Origin of the sequence: Ktedonobacter racemifer DSM 44963, assembly GCF_000178855.1 — a bacterium.
Lineage (GTDB): Bacteria > Chloroflexota > Ktedonobacteria > Ktedonobacterales > Ktedonobacteraceae > Ktedonobacter > Ktedonobacter racemifer.
Genome location: NZ_ADVG01000001.1, coordinates 954,619 through 971,822 on the forward strand (window position 1 = coordinate 954,619; position 17,204 = coordinate 971,822).

Below are 17,204 nucleotides of genomic sequence, written 5' to 3' on the forward strand. Positions count from 1 at the left end.
GAGGCAGCAGTACAGAGACGCAACAAAATAGAGAAAAACGACCTCCGGTGGAAACAGTTTGTATCATAGCATATTAACCAGCCACTCTTCACAACTTCTTCGTGTACCCACCGTAAATATGCGTAGAGAAAGAACATCACACTTTATCACGCCAGGCTACATACGCAGCCATCTACACGCGTCTATCCTGAAGATAGAGATACAAATTTTTAAAGAGATGAGGAATATAGCCAATGGCCGAAAATACTGAACACACAACGCCACGTCCTATGCAAGCATCCGATGATCAAACGAGTCCAGGAGGGCAAACACGCAACGCGGAACAAGAGCACCCCATTCCAGGCGAGCCAAACATCGATGAGGCTACAATCCATCCCCTGGGCGATAGCACCGTTCCCGAACGCCCAGCAAACGAGAACGCAGCATCTTCCACCAGGGACGATGTGGCAGAAGCAGCAGCAAACACGATAGACAATCCAACAGAACCCACAACCGATGTCGATCTGCCACTAGAGCTAGAAGAGAAACAAACTCAGCCAGGGGCAGCCGCCATTTCACCTACGATCCACCCGGAGGAAGATCGCGAGAGCGCGGTGACCGTGCCACCCATACTACGCGCTTCCGAAGAGACCCCGGCAACGGTGAGCGTTCCCGTTGAAGCCTTTACACCTGCCCCCAAAGAGCAGCCGGCCCCCACGATACCAGCCCTTCCCTTTATGAGTATTGAGGACCTGGCACAATTACGTGTCGTGGGGGAGCCACAGATCTCACCCGATGGCAAACGCATCGCGTTTAGTGTGCTCCAATGCGATACGGAGACCAATAGCACGAGCAGCGCCATCTGGATCGTAGAGAGCAGGGGTGGCAAGACTCAGTCTCCCTGGCAGGTCAGCAGTGGCACACAGCATGATTACGCGCCTCGCTGGTCGCCCGATGGACGCTATCTCTCCTTCTTAAGCGATAGAGAGGGCACACCACAGATCTATCTCCTCCCCTTGCGGGGCGGCGAGGCCCGCCAGCTGAGTAATCTCCCCCTGGGTGTCTCCGAGTATAGCTGGCGACCCGATGGCGCGATACTTCTCGCCCACAGCGCCTGGAAGGCTGCTGACGAGCAAGGATCGGGACAGGGAGAAGAGACCTCCTATGTCGTGATGCGCCTGGCCAGCCATTGGGATGGTGCAGGCTATAAGCATGGTCGACATGAACAACTCTGGCTGCTAGGATTGGATGGCACGACGACCCGCCTCACCTCCGAACCAGTCGATCTCACCCAGGTCTGCTGGTCGCCCGATGGCAGCGAGATCGTCTTTAGCGCCAATCGCCGGGCCGATCCCGACCTGAGCGTGAGCGCGGCCCTCTGGGTGCTGACCCTGGCAACGGGACAATTGCGCCGTTTGACGCCAGAGGAAGAACTGGCCCAGATGCCTTCCTGGTCACCTGATGGCAGGTCTATTGCCTACTTGCGCTCACCCGACCAGACAGAGGCGAGCAATATCTCCCCCTGGATCGTCGCGGCTAATGGGCAGGAGACGCCGCGTCCCGCCGCCACGGGAGCCGAAGACATCAACTCCCAGATGTGGATTATCGATGAGCTACGCACCGACTACCTCGTAGCGCCTCAATGGTCCCCGGATGGGCAGGCGCTCCTGGTTCCAGGGCAGACCCATGGGCAAATTCACCTCTATCGCATAAACCCCACAAAGAATACGATTGAACAGCTCACGCGCGGTAATGGACGCTACCTCTCGCCCCAACTCTCACGCGATGGGCAGACCATCGCCCTGGTGCGCGCGGACTGGTTTACCCCCGGCGACGTCTGGGGCATGGATGGGAATGGCGAAAATTTACGCAAGCTCACCAGCGTCAACGACGCACTGCTACGCCAACGTCAGTTACTTCGTCCGAAAAAGGTGACCTGGAAGGGGGGCGATGGCACGACGGAGATCGAGGGCTGGCTCTACCTACCAACGATTGAACAGGGGAGACGTGCGCCACTCATCCTGGCACCACATGGTGGTCCCTCCCTGGCCTGGGGGGATAGCTATGTCCATGAATTTCAGGTCCTGGCGGGGCGAGGATATGCAGTCCTGGCGCCCAATCCACGGGGAAGTGCTGGCTATGGCGAAGATTTTTGCCGCGCCGTCCTCAACGATTGGGGAGGCGCCGACTACGCGGACCTCATGGCTGGTGTCGATGCCATGATTGCGAACGAACCCGTTGATGGTGAGCGCCTGGGCATCGGCGGTATCAGCTATGGTGGCTATATGACAAACTGGGCCATTACGCAAACCGAGCGTTTTAAGGCTGCCGTCAGCCGCAACGGCATCAGCGATATTACTCACGCCAGCATGCTCTCGGATCAGGCGCTCTGGTTCAACCTCTCGCTCACAAGCCCAGAGCTACAGCGCGAGCGCTCGCCACTGACCTATGTCGAGCGCATCACGACACCGCTCCTGCTCTTGCATGCCGAGAACGACCTGCGCTGTCCCACCAGCGAATCGATCCAGTTGTTTGTGCAACTACGCAAGCGCAAGCAGATGGTGCAACTGGTGCGCTATCCCAACACCAGTCATCTGATGGATTGGCCAGCCGTGGGTACACCCAGGCAGCGCCTGGACCGCCTGCGCCGCACCATTGCCTGGTTCGAGCATTTTTTGTAGGATTAAGAGTAGTAGGAGAAGCATAAAACGCCCGGCAGCCTCTGGCTGCCAGGCGTTTTATGCTTCTCCTACTACTAATTAACTGGCGGTAAAGATTTGGACGACGTAGAATATGGCCGCTAGCGCCAGGAAGATACCAAAGGCGGCTGTAATAATACGCGAGACCCGGTGCGTGCGACGCAACATATGGGCCGGTGGCTGAAAACTATACAGAGCCACCCTGGCCGAGACAATAAAGATACCTACCAGGAAGACAAAATCCAGGACGCGTATAGGAAAGGCGCCATTAAAGACCGCGAAGGTGATCACCACCGCGCCAAACATCAGAATAGCACCCAGGATTTCAAGAATGGCCAGCCCCATAAAGCGCGGCTCATCAAAGGCCGCCCCCAACATCCTGGGAGAGATGCGCAAGATGAGTACTAAACCACCAATATATGCAATAATACTGAGTAAAGACAGAATTGCTAATTGCATGCGAACGTATCCCCGAATTTTTTTATCCCAAGAAAATTTTTATCCCCAGGAGAACACGCGGGCATCTTTCTCTAAGAGACGCGCGTTCTTTTCGCCAGGAGCAAACAAGTAGACGTCAGAGGGCACCATACCTTCGGCGACCTCACTGCTCTGTAGCGCGAAGGCTTGCCCATCGCTGCGCCAGGAGACAGCTCCTGAGACGAAAGGCGCATACGCCTGGGTATCTTGCGGGTGATCGAGGGAGACCAGGTACGGTCCCTGATCAGTAATATGATGCCGTTCGGAGGCCGCAACAGCGTTCCCTTGAGGACTCCAACGCAGCAACACATTCTGTGCCAGAAAAGTTGTAGGCGCTTGCGAAAATACCTTTTGCGTGGCGCTTCCATCAACCGGCACAATATCGAGCGAACTGGCCTCCTGACCCGGCGTTCCATTCTCAATCTTCTGCACAACGAGCTTCGTCCCATCGGGCGAGACATCCCAACCGGGCTGAGTTAGCGCACTGCTTTGTCCTCCAGCACACCAGTTCTCCTTGCCTAATTCCACGACCTGCTGGCGCGGCGCGCCTGCGTCATTGACCGACAGACGATAAATCGCCAGGCGGCTATCTTGCTGCCCAGGCTGTTCTACCGTCTCATAATAGAGCTGTCCCTGGCGATAGCGCAATGAGAGCAACATCGACTGCCCCTGCTGAGCATTGATAGGCGAGGTTGCGCCCAGCTGCTCGCTCGAAACGACCTTACTCAGGCGATGCGTCTGCACATCATAGCGGTAGAGGCCCGCATCATTGCTTGTTTTTCCTGTAACGCCATTGTACCATGCCAGGAGATGTTGCGCATCCTCCCAGAAGGCGTACTGCCAGGAATCGCTACGAGGTTTTCCCTCCGCTCTGGCATCTGTCACGACCTGGGGCAGGGTGATGGACGTCAATTGCTGGGTACTGGTGTCAAGCACATACAGGCTACTGGTAGCGGTATAATCTGGCTCGGGGCAACCACCACCACCAACGCCCGCGGGCAGGGCATTAAAGAGATAAGAAAGGTGTTTATGGTCAGGCGACCAGGCAGGAGACTGCCAGAACACCTCCGGCGCCTGCGAGAAGTCGAAATGGGTTACCTGAGTCGCATTTTCGCTATTGAGCGCCATCCAGAGCTGATTCTGACGCACAAAGGTATAGAAGCCAACCTTTGAGCCAGCAGAAGCAGCCTGTAGCGTGGGGGTGGGCGAAACAAGCACGGCCGGAGTACCATTGCCAGTATCGGGGATACCTGAAGGCACAGAGCCACTCTTTGGGCTACAGGCGGCCAGAAGCAACACCAGGCCCACAGTCAAAATAAGCATCGTCAGAGAGAGATATCGCCGCATAGCAAATAACCTCAACATCTACGTTTAGAGAGTTCAGCGGTTGGAGCTCATAACAATAAACACATCGATACAAACTATATCAGAGCATGCCACTATATTGCAGCCTATCTATGCAGAGGGGTAGCCTAAAGAGGCTATAGGCAGCCCCTCTCTCATCCTTTTCAAGCCAGGCGACATATGGTACAGTTTGAAGGCAAAAAAAGAACAGCATAGCGAGCAGGAGCAAGAGCAGATGGCCGAACTGGTATGGAAAAAGAAACAGCAGCAAATGGGTGGCACGGAGGGGAGCAATTTAGCGGTCTCACGCCCGCCCATTGAGTTGATTACCATGGAAGAAACATCAGAAGTCAATAATGAGCCTGGATGGTCTAACCGGCTCATCTGGGGTGATAACCAGGATATTTTGCCAGCTCTCCTCCCACTCTTTCGTGATCAGGTCAATCTCATCTACATTGACCCACCCTTTATGACCGGGCGCACCTTTGGCCGCAAAGAGCAACTGGCCTATAGCGATACCTGGAACAATGACATCGATGCCTACTTGCAATGGCTCTATCCCATTCTCCAGACCCTCCATCAACTCCTTGCCCCGACTGGCAGCATGTACCTTCATCTCGACTGGCGCACCAGCCACTATGTTAAAGTGATGCTGGATGAAATTTTTGGCTTCAACGTTCAGGGCAATGGGCCGGGCTTTAAAAATGAGATCATCTGGCACTACCAGAGCGGGGGACAGACCAGGCGCTACTATACGCGCAAACATGACACCATCCTGTTCTACACCAAGTCCGGGGACTATTGCTTCCATAAAGAGCGCATCGGTGAACGACGTGGAGCGCAGAAACGCAACCATATGCGCCAGGTGGTGGGGCCAGATGGACAGATTAGCTGGACAATTAAATCAGCGGGAAAGCTCTATACCTATAACGAAGATACGCTCATCCCTCCCAGCGATGTCTGGAGCGATATCAGCCATCTGCACCAGCGCGATCCCGAGCGTACAGGCTACGCCACGCAGAAGCCCGCCGCGCTCCTGGAACGCATTCTCCTGGCTTCATCCGAGGAGGACGACCTGGTCATGGACTGCTTCTGTGGCAGTGGAGTCACGCCAATCGTGGCGGAGCACCTGAAACGGAGATGGATTGCCTGCGACAAGAGTGAGCTGGCCATTACCACCACCAGCCAGCGACTCCAGCAATACACGCTGCACTACCCTTACAAAAGGCTATATACACACCATAGTTCCGTCGCGACTAGCGAATCCTGACAGGAGCCAGGATTTTCTCGCGAGCGGGTTTGTGAGGGAATGGCTTCCTCACCGGATGGACTACCGGCAGATGGACCCTGCACTCCCCATCCTCTACTCCCTTGCGCTCGAAAGCTCCAGGAGCTACTTTGCGGATAATATTCCCTGCGCCATTGACATCAGCATGGATGACTCGCCCATCGGCTGCTCGATACAGTCCCCGCTCGATGCGCTTGCCGCTAAACTGGTAGGCCACCTGCTCGCCTTTGCGATACACGGGCAGGGGGTCGAGATCAAGCAAGCTGGCTTTGCTCGTGTACGACTCTTCGGTGAGGATCACGCGAATGCCGACCAGTTCCGCTTTATACTGGAGCATCTGAATGAAGCGCGCATGCGGGATCTGCACAAAGTGCTGATTGGTACGCTTCCCTAAGCGGATCTCTTGTTTTTGCAACGGATTCTTGCCGATGATCAACGTCCCGATCCCCTCGGCGACCAAAAGATCAATCAGGAAGCGGCTGGACGTATGCAGGTCGTGCTCGATCCGCCGGTTGCGTCGAGTCGTCAACTGTTCCACGCGCCGACTTCGGCCAGGATGTCCGAGGGATTTCTGGAGCACTGCTCGTTGTTTGTTATAATACTGGTTACAGGACTTGATGCCGCGCCCGTTAACAATCACCGGGACAAAGCCCGGTTTGTTTGAAGTTAGCGTGGCCAGATTATCCATACCCAGATCGAGTCCGGCGAGCAGATCAGGATCAACCGCCGTGACGGTGGGTTCGTGTTCAGAGATGACTTCGACCACTACATAGCCCACTTTGGGAACCATGCGCACCTGCGCGATGGCTTTGGGGTCTTGCCGGGTTTTCACCTGGATGCCCAGTTGCGAGGGCTGGATGATCCCCCGATCCAGGGTCCGTTTGCCCCGGCTCACCGCTTGCATGGTATAGACGAGCAGGTTACGCCCCTTCGCCTTGGGCAAGTACTTTGGGAGTTGAGGACGCCCCACGAACTTTGCCGGGGTCTCTCGATACACCAGAAGCGCCGCCCAGAAACTCGACCAGGCGGTGCAGACCTGCTTGAGCACCTGTTGCGCGACTTTGGCAGGCAACGCCCGGTAGGCCTCGTGCTCTTGCATCCGCTTATCCAGCGCAGGATAGGAGAGGCTGGTGTTGGTCAAAAAGAAGGCTTGACGCAACTCATAGAGGGCGGCATTGTAGAGATTCTTGGAGGCAAAACAGGCTGCATCCACGCAGGCAAAGCGCGGATCGGTCTGCGCAATCACATGCTTTTCAACCAGTTGCATCTTGCGCCTCCAATTCCTGGACAATGCGCTCGGTCTTTCGTTTCGCTCGACGCTGCCCATAGAGTCTGGCACAGAAGCTATAAATGATGCTCGTCAGGTCGGTGAGCAGATCTTCGGTCCCATTTTCGGCCTGATTGACCACCTCGATTTCCCGCCCGTAAGCGGTGAGGAGCGTCTCAATATAGCGAAAGCCAAAGCGCGTCCCCCGGTCTTTGTGTTCAATGACAATCCGCCCGACGTTGGGATCAGCCAGGAGCGCCAGAAACTTGGGCCGATTGTCGTTGACCCCCGAACCAATTTCTTTGACCACCTTGCTCACCTGATAGCCACGAGCCGCACAGTACGCCACGAGCCGCTCCGCCTGACTGTCCAGGTTCGCCTTGTTCTCGGCTGAGGAGACGCGGGTGTACACCACCGTCGCAGCTTTCACCGGGCTGGCGGATCTTGCAGGTTCATCGATCAGGATCGTGTGCGCTCCCACGCGTCGACCCTGAATCTTGCCGTCTCGGAACCAGCGCCAGGCCGTCTCATAGCGGACCCCTTGTTGTTTTGCGTAATCACTGAGTTTCATAGGAAAAGTGTACCAGGATTCTCAGTGATTGTCGAGGATTCGCTATAACTTCAATGATTGGTTTCAATACCTCATGCGAGTCCACATCAGGCTAGCTTACACCATGTACAACATCTTCCTGGTTGTGAATGTGCTGCGGGTTGCCAACATGCGAACGCACATCAGCTTAGCTCACACCGTGTGCAAATGCCCAGGATTATAGAGGAGCTACGGGCGCGAGAAGTTACACAAAACAGTTGCATACGGAAAAGCTAAAATCTTCAACAAACCGCCGCAGGAGTCCCCTGTCGTTCACGCATGGGGAGAATGCGGCGTTCCTTCTTGGAGAGGATGAGAGAGGCAAATGCACACAAGGAAGGCATTGACAGACATCAGCGAATATGGTACATTTGTTCGCATGAAACATGTCATCACGGCCAAGCTCAAACTGCAGACCGATCCCACCCAGTTCGCGGTCTTGCGAGAGACCCAACCCCCATTCGGGGGCACGGCTGGCCTATCGTGATGCCTTGAACCACGTGAGTCGCTACAGCTTTGCATATGGCAAGACAAGCAATCAGCGCGCCTTGCAGCAGGCGTGCTACGATGATATCCGTCTGCTGTTTGGCTTGCCTGCCCAGATGGCCTGTAATGTTCCCCGACAGGTTGGAGCCACCTACAAGACTCTCTGGACCAAAGCCAGACACAATGCCCAGGCCCGCAAAGCCGGCTGGACCAGGAAACGCTACAAGGGACTCGATCAGCCACCCAAGTACGTCTCGCCGACCCTCACCTACAACTATCTGCGTGACTATTCCTTCAAGAAAGAGCAGCGGGTCAGTATCCTCACCCTGCAGGGACGAGTCGTGGTCCCCTACCGCGGCTACGAGAGGCATGTGGCCCTCATTCAGCAGGGAGCCAGCATCGGGGCTGCCAAGCTCTGGTATGACAAGCCAGGTAAACAGTTCTACCTCCTGGTCTCCCTTGAACTAGAGGTGGCTGATCCAACGCCCGAGACCCATTCCCAGGTCGTTGGCGTGGACGTTGGTCAGCGCTACCTGGCCGTGACAGCCACCATCACGGGACAAACCTGCTCCGATTAATGTAGGAAAACGTATGCATGCATCGTTTTCTTTCACCTTTCGTTGTTCCTGCTTCACTCCCAGGAGCCGCAGAGCCGAAGCCCATTGGTCTTACCCCAAGTCCACAGGCGTCTTTTCCGTCTCGTCCGAGCCAGTACCGAAGACGACTTGATCCATCAACCCGATCAAGCGAAGGGCTTCCCGTAACACATTCTGAGCCGCATTGTGATCGCGATCTTGCGGGAACTGAGAATAGGGGCATGATGGATTCTGGCAGACAAAGGTGCGATCTTTGAGCGTCATCGCTTCCCACTTCCAGCCGCAGCAGTGGCAGGTCTTACTCGAAGGAAAGAAGCGTCCCACCTTGATCACCTGTCCACCCCGCTGCTCTACCTTCGCCCCGAGCAGGGAGAGCAGCTTGCCCAATGCTGCGTCAGAGAACGAACGAGACAGCCGCCGATTCTTGAGCAGCCCCTTGAGGTTGAGGTCTTCGATGCCAATGCATCCATAACTCTCAGCGAGTTGGGTGGTCAACTTGTGGAGCACATCGTCTCTCAGAGAGGTAATACGATAATGGAGTCGTGCCACCTGTCTACGCGCTTTCTCGCGGTTTTTTGATCCCGGTTTGCGACGATGCAAGCGTTTGTTGGCCTGACGCAGTTTCCCCAGGGCCGTTTTGAGAAAGGCTTGGTTCTCGACTTTCTCTCCCGTACTCAAGGTCGCCAGTCGGTTCAGTCCGACATCGATGCCACAGGCCGCTCGTTTCTTCACCGGGATGGGATCAGGCATTTCTACCTGGATGGAAACAAACCACCAATCCGCTGACGCGCGTGATCCGCGCGCCCGTCACCTTGCCGTGAAAGCGCAGATTCTCTGCCATATTCACCCATCCGAGTTTGGGCACCCAGAGGCGATGATCCCCGAGTGCCAACTGATCATTGGCAAGGTAGAAGCTCGGCTTGCTGCGTTTCTTGCTTTTGTATTTCGGAGGGCGAGCCTTGCCTTCAAAAAAGGTCATAAAGGCTTTGCCCAGATCCAGGAAGGGCTGATCAGAAGCGTTCTTGGTGACTTCCCAGGTCCAGGGGAATTGCTCCCGCCTGATCTGGTTGAACTGCTTCTTGAGTTTCAAGGCAGTGGGTTTCTCCCCGGCTTCGTATTGGCGGTTCCATTCGGCCAGCGCCCAATTCCACACAAAGCGAGCAACGCCTGCGGCACGAGCAAGGGAGTTGGCCTGCTCAGGTGTGGGATGCAGTCTGATCTTATGGGCGCGAATCATGCGGTTCTGCTCTTTCTCTTGCCTACTATTTTCTTCAGCATAGGACAAACGTTCTCATCTGTCAAGAAGCCCGAAAGCGTGGCGTCTTGCCCACGGTTGATCCCTTTTTCCTACTTTTTTGGAAACAGTTGCATTCTCTTTTTTTTCCTGGCAAACAGATCCGCGCCAAGGCGGATCACTATGCACGTCTGAGAAAGCGGTTGCAGAAGAAAGGCACTCGTTCCGCGACGCGACGCTTGCTTGCCATCAGCGGACGAGAGAGACGGTTGAAACAGGACCACAACCACCTGATCAGTCGACGCATCGTGCATGCGCACCCTCAGAGTCTCATTGGTCTGGAAGAGTTGACCTACATTCGCGAACGCACCAAGCGCAAGCGAGGAAGGAAAGCCAGCAAGAAGCAGCGGCGAGCCAATCGCCATGCCTCCTCGTGGGCGTTCGCCGAACTCCATGGCTACATCGCCTATAAGGCGAGGCTATCAGGCAGTCTGGCCATCAAGGTGGATGCCTACCACACCAGTCAGGCCTGCCCTAGATGTAGCTTTGCCTCTCCTGACAACCGCCCCTTGTTGGGGCGGTTGTTTGTGTGCCAGGAGTGTGGGTATCGACTCCATGCGGACCTGATCGGTGCCAGAAATGTGGCGCTGCGAACGTTGCTCACCCGGCAGGACTGGGTGCGTACGGGGATCTTGTGTGCGCCCAGAGAGGCGCAGTGAACTCTGCCGTCAATGGACGGCGCTACTGAAGCAAGGTAGCTAAAACAGCACCTTACCTTCTATCGAAAGATCAGAGGGGACAACAGCATGGTGCGAAAAGGCCAATGAAGTTCGAGCACTACGAGCCAAATGTTGGTCAGTTAGGTCGTATACGGCGAAAACTGTATTGTTTGAACCCAAGTCGTGGTGATGCCACCCCCATCCGCAGGCCCAACGAGTGCCGATGCCTGCTGTTTGATGCTACGAAGGAAGACAAGAACTTCCGTGGAGCTTCCATCAAAACCGGCCTCTAGGGAAGAGGAAACGACGAGCGGGAACCTACGTACGAACCGAGTTCGCTGTGTAACCTGGGGATCGCCTACACGTCGCGAGACGCATGGCGACGGAGGAGTCGTAGTAGTGCGCCTTTGTACCACAAATGTCTCTCTTACCCGTCGGGGTAAGCTCACTAGAGCAAGGTGAGTAACACAGCGACTTATTCGCCCACGTAAGTGGACGGAGATACCTTCAACCGAAAGGACTGAAGGGAAAGTAGCATGTCGTGTAAAATGCTGGTGAAGCTCCAGTCCCAGGAGCCAGAGGGAAGTCAAGCGAAGCTGTATAAGGTGAAGTCTTGATTGGCTGAATCCAAGTCATGGCGGAAAAACGCCAGCCCACAGGAGAAGGGACTATCGCCTGTGTTCAACGTGCAGGGGAACGGTACTACTTCCCCTGCAAGCTCTCGTTGGAGCCAGCCTGCAAGGAGCAGGAAGTGACGAAATGGGCACCTACGTACAGACTGAGACATTTGGAGGAACTGAGGGATCGCCTAAACGCTGTAAAGCGCAAGGTGACGGAGCGACCATACGAGTCGGATTTTATCTGACAAAGGGTCGCAGGAGGCCAGACTCAAAAGTGGCGGTTGACATGGATGTGTCAAAAGACCGCTGTGGGAGTCGTGTTGAAAAGACACTGGCCTCTGGAGAGCGTAGTGCATCGAAAGGTGCATGCTGCGTTCGGAGGGGAGGGGTTGGTGCTCCTGAATCATCAGGACCCGGCCTCTTACCCTACCCCAAATGCTCACCGTAATGGGCGAGACAGGGGGAAGGACTCTAGAGAATACATTCCACTTGAAAGGGGTTGGCTTGGATGAGTCAAAAGATCCCGGAGAGACTGGAAACCTTACGGAAACTCAACAGCAACAGACAGTGGACAAACGACGATCTCTATAGGCTGATGTTTAAGGAAGACTTATACATCATCGCCTACGAACAGATCAAGTCAAAACCTGGAAACATGACTCCTGGAACGGACGGAGAAACCCTTGACGGCTTTTCTCTCAAAACCATCAGAGAGATCATTGAAGCGATGAGATCCGAATCTTTCCAATTCAAACCTGTCCGCCAGAGCTTTATCCCAAAGGCGAACGGAAAAATGAGGAAACTCGGCATCCCCAGCGCAAAAGACAAAATCGTACAACAAGCTATCTACATGATCTTGGAGGCGATCTATGATAGCCCTCACACTCCTTACTTCCAGGAAACCAGTCATGGTTTCCGGCCCAATCACAGTTGCCACACGGCGTTACGAGAAATCAGAGAAAACTGGCCAGCCATCAACTGGTACATCGAAGGGGACATTCGCGCCTGCTTCGACGAAGTGGATCACTTGACCCTGGTCGCCATCCTGCGCAAAAAGATTACGGATGAACGGTTTATCAACCTCATCTGGAAACTCCTGAACGCAGGATACATGGACCTCCATGGGACCAGGAAGGATAGCCTTGTAGGAACCCCACAAGGCTCAATTGCCAGCCCCATTCTCGCCAATGTTTACCTCCACGAACTTGACAAATTCGTTGAAGAACTCCAAACGAGGCATGAAAAGGGAAAGACAAAAGCCCGAAATCCCCTCTACCATAGACTTTCTGAGAAAAAGCGGGTCATGGTGAAGCAAGGCAGAACCAAAACCGACGAATTCAGAAAAGTGGTCGCACAAATGCGGACACTCCCATCTAGGGTAGTGAACGATGGTAGTGAACGATCCACACTTTATCCGTCTCAAATACCTGAGGTATGCCGACGACTGGATCATCGGCATATGCGGAAGTCAAGAACTGGCAGAAGAAATCAAACAGGAAATAAAAAACTTCCTGAGTGAAACACTCAAACTTACCCTGAGCGAAGAGAAGACCCGCATCACCAATGCCAAAGCTGAAGAAGCTTTCTTCCTGGGAACGATCCTCAAGATCGGAAACGGAGGGACGGCTAAGATAACGCTGTCCACCAGCAGGTCAGGAAAGAAAGTCAAACGGCGATCTACTGGTTGGGAAACGGTGATAATAACACCTATACCCAAGCTTATCAGGAGATTGAGTGAAAGAGGCTTCTGCACAGCGAAAGGCTTCCCCATCGGAAAAGCAGGCTGGGCCTACCTGGACACAGACCAGATTATCAGTCTGTACAGCAGCGTTAATCGAGGCATACAGAACTATTACCGATTTACCGACAACTGGTCCAGAGTACGGCGAATCCAATACATTCTCAGGTTCTCGTTAGCAAAAACTCTGGCAAGGAAGTACAAAATCTCACTTTCCAAAGTCTTTAAACGCTTTGGAAAAAAGCTGAGTATCGTCATCAAAGGCCAAGATGGAAAGAAAGACAGAGAAGTTTCTTTCTACTCGAATCAGAACTGGTCAAAGAACAGAGACGCCTTCCAGGACAAAACTGCTCTAAATGTAGACCGAGTTCGGATGGCGACACAGATGAAAACACGCTCCAAGCTAAGAAAGCCGTGCTGCATTTGCGGAGAAAGCGCAGAGCAAATTGTCATGCATCATGTCCGGCATATACGAAAGCTCTCTCACCGACGAGAACCAATGGGCTTCAACCGGATACTCCGAGCAATTAACCGAAAACAAATCCCTGTCTGTGGAATCTGTCACGGAAAAATCCACCGAGGTGAATACGACGCTGTAAAACTGACGGATCTAGCGTACATTCCAAGCTAAAGAGGACCAAAGGTATTCTTGGCGAGCCGTGTGCATGGAAATCGTGCCCGCACGGTTCTGAGGGAGACCGTTGGAAAAGGACGCTATTCGATTGTTAATGTGCAACGGATAGAGTACCTCGCTGGCGGTCTACCCTACCGGTATCCCCTGATGTGTCGTGCGAAGAAGCCAAAGCACAAAGGCGGCAACGCTATTGTGAATTGAGGTGGAACACGGACACAAGCCCCCGCCTTCAGGCGTGAGGTAACTGACTGGCTTGCATACCACATAGAGAGAGGCTAATCCTGGTCGTATGCTATAATGAGCATACATAGGCAGTTTCTATGTGCGTAGTCAGAAATTGGAATAACAAAAATAGCCATGCTTGAATTGCTAGAGCAACTTTTTCGCCAGGTGCGACACTACTCGCAAACCGAACGCTTTGACCGGGATAGAGCCAGAGTCTATCACCAATCCTCAAAGCACACGACCATGCAATTCGATCGGGACGCGGAAGATATTATTATCGAAGGTCTGATCCAGAGTGGGCATGGCTTTGAAATCGTCACGGAAGAACGCGAAACCCTTTCCACCAGCGACAACGTCCAGTATCGGATCATTATTGATCCCATTGACGGCTCTACCAATGTGGCGCGCGGCATTATGATCGCAGCCGTGGCCATGGCAGTCCTCCCTATTGACGCCCCGGTTGTGCCCGAGCATGTCCAATGGGCACTTGTGGGAGATCTCTTTAATGGGAGCGTCTACCAGGCTGAGCGTGGAAAGGGAGCGTTCCGCAATGGCCTGCGCTGCCAGACCAGTCATGCTACCAGTCTTAAACATAGCCTGGTGGGTTTAAACCTGGATAAGCGCGATGAACGCGTGGTACGCAATCTTCTGACAAAGCCGCCTACGACCAGTCAGATTCGCCGTACGGGAAGCACAGCCATTGATTGCGTCTATGTCGCCAGCGGCACATACGACGCCTATATAGATGTGGGAGATGTCGTCACGGGGGAATCATTCCTCGCCTCCGCCAGCATCGTGTTAGAGGCAGGGGGAGTTGTCAGCGATCACCAGGGAAACCCTTTGCGTCCAATCCAGAACCTGACCGAGGGCTATTCACTGGTCGTTGCCGGGACAAAAGAGTTACATGAGGCCATTCTCACAAAATTATTGTGAAGTGGCTCATTGTTCTTCCCCACAGGATAAAGGTACGCTTGTATATATAAAGATGTGTCAGATACGCTCCCATTGACGAATATTCATATATATACATATGTTTCTATGTGAGAGCCAGATAGGCTGGCTAGAGAGATAGAGGGGGCCATGTACAATAGAGAACGCCATCATCAAGACAAGAGATCTAGGCGGCTCACCAGGCTACTTCCAGGTGTGATCGTTCTTGGCCTACTCTTTTTGAGCGCGTGTAGCAGCCTGCCCAACTCCGCGAATCAGACCACGGGGACGAGCGTTTCCACGCCAACGGTTGATGCCTCGCTCAAGAATCAAGGCAATACCAAGCTGCAAACCTTTCAACAATGGATCACCCTGATGAAGCAATCGGGAGGCGATACCACCACATATGACCAACAATTTAGCGCATCAAAGCAGGCACTCGACAGCGCAAAATCGGCGTCTGCTTACCAGACTGCCCTGAATACCCTTAACGGCCAAATTGCCTCCATTCAGCTCAACGCGCTCAAAACCGAGAGTAAGAATCTGCAACAGAATCTGGCAAAACAGGTCAGTGACTGGGGCAATGGGCATAGCTATCATGACACCTACGACAATACAAACTACCCGCTGGGCTTTGAATACGGCTCCAATGGTATTGGTGGGTGGATTCAAGATGACCTGGATAGCGCGAAGAACATCGCCGACTACCAGCAGGCCATCGAGAATGAGCAGATGTACCTGTACAATTTTCAGGAGATGAAAAAGGCGAGCGCTGATAAGGCGCCCTACGACCAGGTCCACCAGAGCGATATGGACATGCTCAAACACTATAACAAGATGAACAGCAAAGTGGTGGTCGTCTCGCTCAGTGAAGAGGCTATGCGCCTCTACGACCATGGGAAGCTGGTCAAGGCCTTCCTGGTCACGACCGGGCGTCCCAATAAGCCAACCCCGCCAGGAACCTGGTGGGTAGAGGGCAAAAAAGCGCCGACTGTCTTTAAATCAGGAGTCAAGCCAGGCAATCCCGACTACTATCCCGATACGCCCATCAACTTCGCCATGCAGTACCATAGCGAAGGCTACTTCATCCACGATAGCTGGTGGCGCGTCAACTATGGCCCGGGAACGAACTTCCCCCACGCCGACGATAGTGGTGACTCCTTCTCCTCGCAAGGCTCCCACGGCTGCGTCAACCTCTCCAAGGAGAACGCCAGCCAGGTCTACGACTTCGTCCAGTTGTATACCGGCGTCTTCATCTACTAACCCAATATACAAGTAGAGAGAAGCGCCCTGGCAGCCTGAAGGCTGCCAGGGCGCTTCTCTCATAAGAGGCATTCCCTGCAAGGGATACACACTGCGCACATCTACTCGCGTGGAGTGAGCACGGCACTAAACGTCTGCCACATCCCGACAAACATCGCACGGGGCATACGCTGGAAGTTTGAGGGGGCAGAGTCAGCAATATAGACATTCTGACTATCGCCACCGCGAATGACAAAGAAGTGGCCACCTGGAAAATAGAAGGAATCGCGCACGCTGACAATGACCGGAGCACCGCTATTTGCGCTATCAATGACCTGTTGCAGAGTACGCGTCCGACCGGCACTGGCATTGAAGCCATAGCTATCAGCAGCCATCGCGATTCCCTCTTCGCGCAAAAGGCCAAGATTGACGTCCCACACCCCCAGTTTTAGCTCCTGCGTCAACACATCGGAGGCGATAAGATGACGCCCGTAGGCATTCATCACCATCTCTAAGGCGATCCCTGAACAGGAAGAGTAGCTCCAGACCTGGAGTTGATACAGGTTGGCATACTGATGAGGGTCAGCCGAATCGACCCGCACCAGGAGCGAGCTAGCGCTGGTAGGCATGCCATGGCTCGTGGGTTCATACGCTTTATCGCCATTGGCGGAGGTATTAAACAGGCCCAGGCTCAGACCCTGCGAAAAGCTCTTGACGCTTCCACCGGCGATTCCGGTCTGCACGAAGAGTGCCAACACAAAGAGAACAAGCACGCCCACTGAAACCAGCGAGCGACGGTGCTGATACCAGGGCGACGGCTTCGAGACAGGCATGAGCGCGCCTGTAGGCTTCTCAACGGAGACAATCTGCCCATCATGCAGGTGTAAAATAGCGGTCACGTGGCGATCCAGGGGGTGAGCCGGGAGGCGATTTTGCGCGGCAAACATCTGCTTATTACGTTGATGGTCACGCCAGGCACTCACGGCAACAAAAGCAACAATAGACAGCATCACGACAGTCAGAAATGATGTGATGGCAGCAGCCGACATATATAAAACCCCATTTATATTGTAAGAATCCCTGGGGCGCAAGAATCCTTGCTTGCGCATGGAAAGATGCGCCGTTACGCTTTCCCCG

11 protein-coding genes and 3 pseudogenes are annotated in these 17,204 nt (G+C 54.1%); 8 read left to right on the plus strand and 6 right to left on the minus strand.

The annotated features are described in order from the left end of the window. The first annotated feature begins 233 nt into the window (after positions 1 to 233). Positions 234 to 2,660, plus strand: coding sequence for a S9 family peptidase (locus KRAC_RS04370; protein ID WP_007904794.1), 2,427 nt, complete (start codon positions 234 to 236; stop codon positions 2,658 to 2,660). A gap of 78 nt (positions 2,661 to 2,738) precedes the next feature. Here the strand turns inward: KRAC_RS04370 and KRAC_RS04375 are convergent, their stop codons facing one another. Both KRAC_RS04375 and KRAC_RS04380 read right to left on the minus strand, forming a co-directional pair. Continuing rightward, a complete protein-coding gene (locus KRAC_RS04375) occupies positions 2,739 to 3,137 on the minus strand; it encodes a hypothetical protein (protein WP_007904795.1) in 399 nt (132 codons plus the stop codon). Positions 3,138 to 3,176: 39 nt separating this feature from the next. After that, positions 3,177 to 4,502, minus strand: a complete 1,326-nt coding sequence (locus KRAC_RS04380) for a hypothetical protein (RefSeq protein ID WP_007904798.1) — start codon at positions 4,500 to 4,502, stop codon at positions 3,177 to 3,179. A gap of 187 nt (positions 4,503 to 4,689) precedes the next feature. Between KRAC_RS04380 and KRAC_RS04385 the strand changes: the two genes are divergently transcribed. Then, the gene (locus tag KRAC_RS04385; protein WP_157506303.1) at positions 4,690 to 5,769 is read left to right on the plus strand and encodes a DNA methyltransferase; all 1,080 of its coding nucleotides are present in this window, start codon (positions 4,690 to 4,692) and stop codon (positions 5,767 to 5,769) included. Here KRAC_RS04385 and KRAC_RS04390 read toward each other — a convergent pair. Both KRAC_RS04390 and KRAC_RS04395 read right to left on the minus strand, forming a co-directional pair. Then, entirely contained in the window at positions 5,756 to 7,054 is a 1,299-nt protein-coding gene (locus KRAC_RS04390; protein WP_007904800.1) for an RNA-guided endonuclease InsQ/TnpB family protein, read from the minus strand. The two genes, KRAC_RS04385 and KRAC_RS04390, sit on opposite strands and share 14 nt — an antisense overlap. Next, the gene (locus tag KRAC_RS04395; RefSeq protein ID WP_007904801.1) at positions 7,041 to 7,625 is read right to left on the minus strand and encodes an IS607 family transposase; all 585 of its coding nucleotides are present in this window, start codon (positions 7,623 to 7,625) and stop codon (positions 7,041 to 7,043) included. The genes KRAC_RS04390 and KRAC_RS04395 overlap by 14 nt, the downstream gene beginning before the upstream one ends. A gap of 397 nt (positions 7,626 to 8,022) precedes the next feature. On the opposite strand from KRAC_RS04395, the pseudogene KRAC_RS04400 reads away from it, so the two are divergent. Continuing rightward, positions 8,023 to 8,689 (plus strand): annotated as a pseudogene (locus KRAC_RS04400) (nuclease/transposase family protein); the annotation flags it as partial. A gap of 108 nt (positions 8,690 to 8,797) precedes the next feature. On the opposite strand, the pseudogene KRAC_RS65300 reads toward KRAC_RS04400, so the two are convergent. Next, positions 8,798 to 9,962, minus strand: a pseudogene (locus KRAC_RS65300) (RNA-guided endonuclease InsQ/TnpB family protein). Positions 9,963 to 10,102: 140 nt separating this feature from the next. On the opposite strand from KRAC_RS65300, the pseudogene KRAC_RS04410 reads away from it, so the two are divergent. The 5 genes and pseudogenes from KRAC_RS04410 to KRAC_RS04435 form a co-directional block, all read left to right on the plus strand. Next, a pseudogene (locus tag KRAC_RS04410) lies at positions 10,103 to 10,678 on the plus strand (RNA-guided endonuclease InsQ/TnpB family protein); the annotation flags it as partial. A gap of 1,128 nt (positions 10,679 to 11,806) precedes the next feature. Next, positions 11,807 to 12,817: a reverse transcriptase domain-containing protein gene (locus KRAC_RS75475; protein WP_052567960.1), complete on the plus strand. Its 1,011-nt coding sequence runs from the start codon at positions 11,807 to 11,809 to the stop codon at positions 12,815 to 12,817. A 175-nt stretch (positions 12,818 to 12,992) separates the two neighbouring features. Then, positions 12,993 to 13,667, plus strand: coding sequence for a group II intron reverse transcriptase/maturase (locus KRAC_RS75480; protein WP_052567962.1), 675 nt, complete (start codon positions 12,993 to 12,995; stop codon positions 13,665 to 13,667). Positions 13,668 to 14,027: 360 nt separating this feature from the next. Beyond that, positions 14,028 to 14,828, plus strand: a complete 801-nt coding sequence (locus KRAC_RS04430) for an inositol monophosphatase family protein (protein ID WP_007904804.1) — start codon at positions 14,028 to 14,030, stop codon at positions 14,826 to 14,828. Between the two features lie 147 nt (positions 14,829 to 14,975). Next, positions 14,976 to 16,088, plus strand: coding sequence for a L,D-transpeptidase (locus KRAC_RS04435; protein ID WP_007904806.1), 1,113 nt, complete (start codon positions 14,976 to 14,978; stop codon positions 16,086 to 16,088). Between the two features lie 101 nt (positions 16,089 to 16,189). On the opposite strand, the gene KRAC_RS04440 is transcribed toward KRAC_RS04435, so the two are convergent. Next, entirely contained in the window at positions 16,190 to 17,116 is a 927-nt protein-coding gene (locus KRAC_RS04440) for a C39 family peptidase (protein WP_040441898.1), read from the minus strand. Positions 17,117 to 17,204: the final 88 nt, after the last annotated feature.

Bases quoted from the DNA above. Each gene is read 5' to 3' on its own strand.
- KRAC_RS04380 (WP_007904798.1), bottom strand. From the start codon at position 4,502: ATGCGGCGATATCTCTCTCTGACGATGCTTATTTTGACTGTGGGCCTG.
- KRAC_RS04375 (WP_007904795.1), bottom strand. From the start codon at position 3,137: ATGCAATTAGCAATTCTGTCTTTACTCAGTATTATTGCATATATTGGT.
- KRAC_RS04440 (WP_040441898.1), bottom strand. From the start codon at position 17,116: ATGTCGGCTGCTGCCATCACATCATTTCTGACTGTCGTGATGCTGTCT.
- KRAC_RS04370 (WP_007904794.1), top strand. From the start codon at position 234: ATGGCCGAAAATACTGAACACACAACGCCACGTCCTATGCAAGCATCC.
- KRAC_RS75475 (WP_052567960.1), top strand. From the start codon at position 11,807: ATGAGTCAAAAGATCCCGGAGAGACTGGAAACCTTACGGAAACTCAAC.
- KRAC_RS04435 (WP_007904806.1), top strand. From the start codon at position 14,976: ATGTACAATAGAGAACGCCATCATCAAGACAAGAGATCTAGGCGGCTC.
- KRAC_RS04395 (WP_007904801.1), bottom strand. From the start codon at position 7,625: ATGAAACTCAGTGATTACGCAAAACAACAAGGGGTCCGCTATGAGACG.
- KRAC_RS04390 (WP_007904800.1), bottom strand. From the start codon at position 7,054: ATGCAACTGGTTGAAAAGCATGTGATTGCGCAGACCGATCCGCGCTTT.
- KRAC_RS04430 (WP_007904804.1), top strand. From the start codon at position 14,028: ATGCTTGAATTGCTAGAGCAACTTTTTCGCCAGGTGCGACACTACTCG.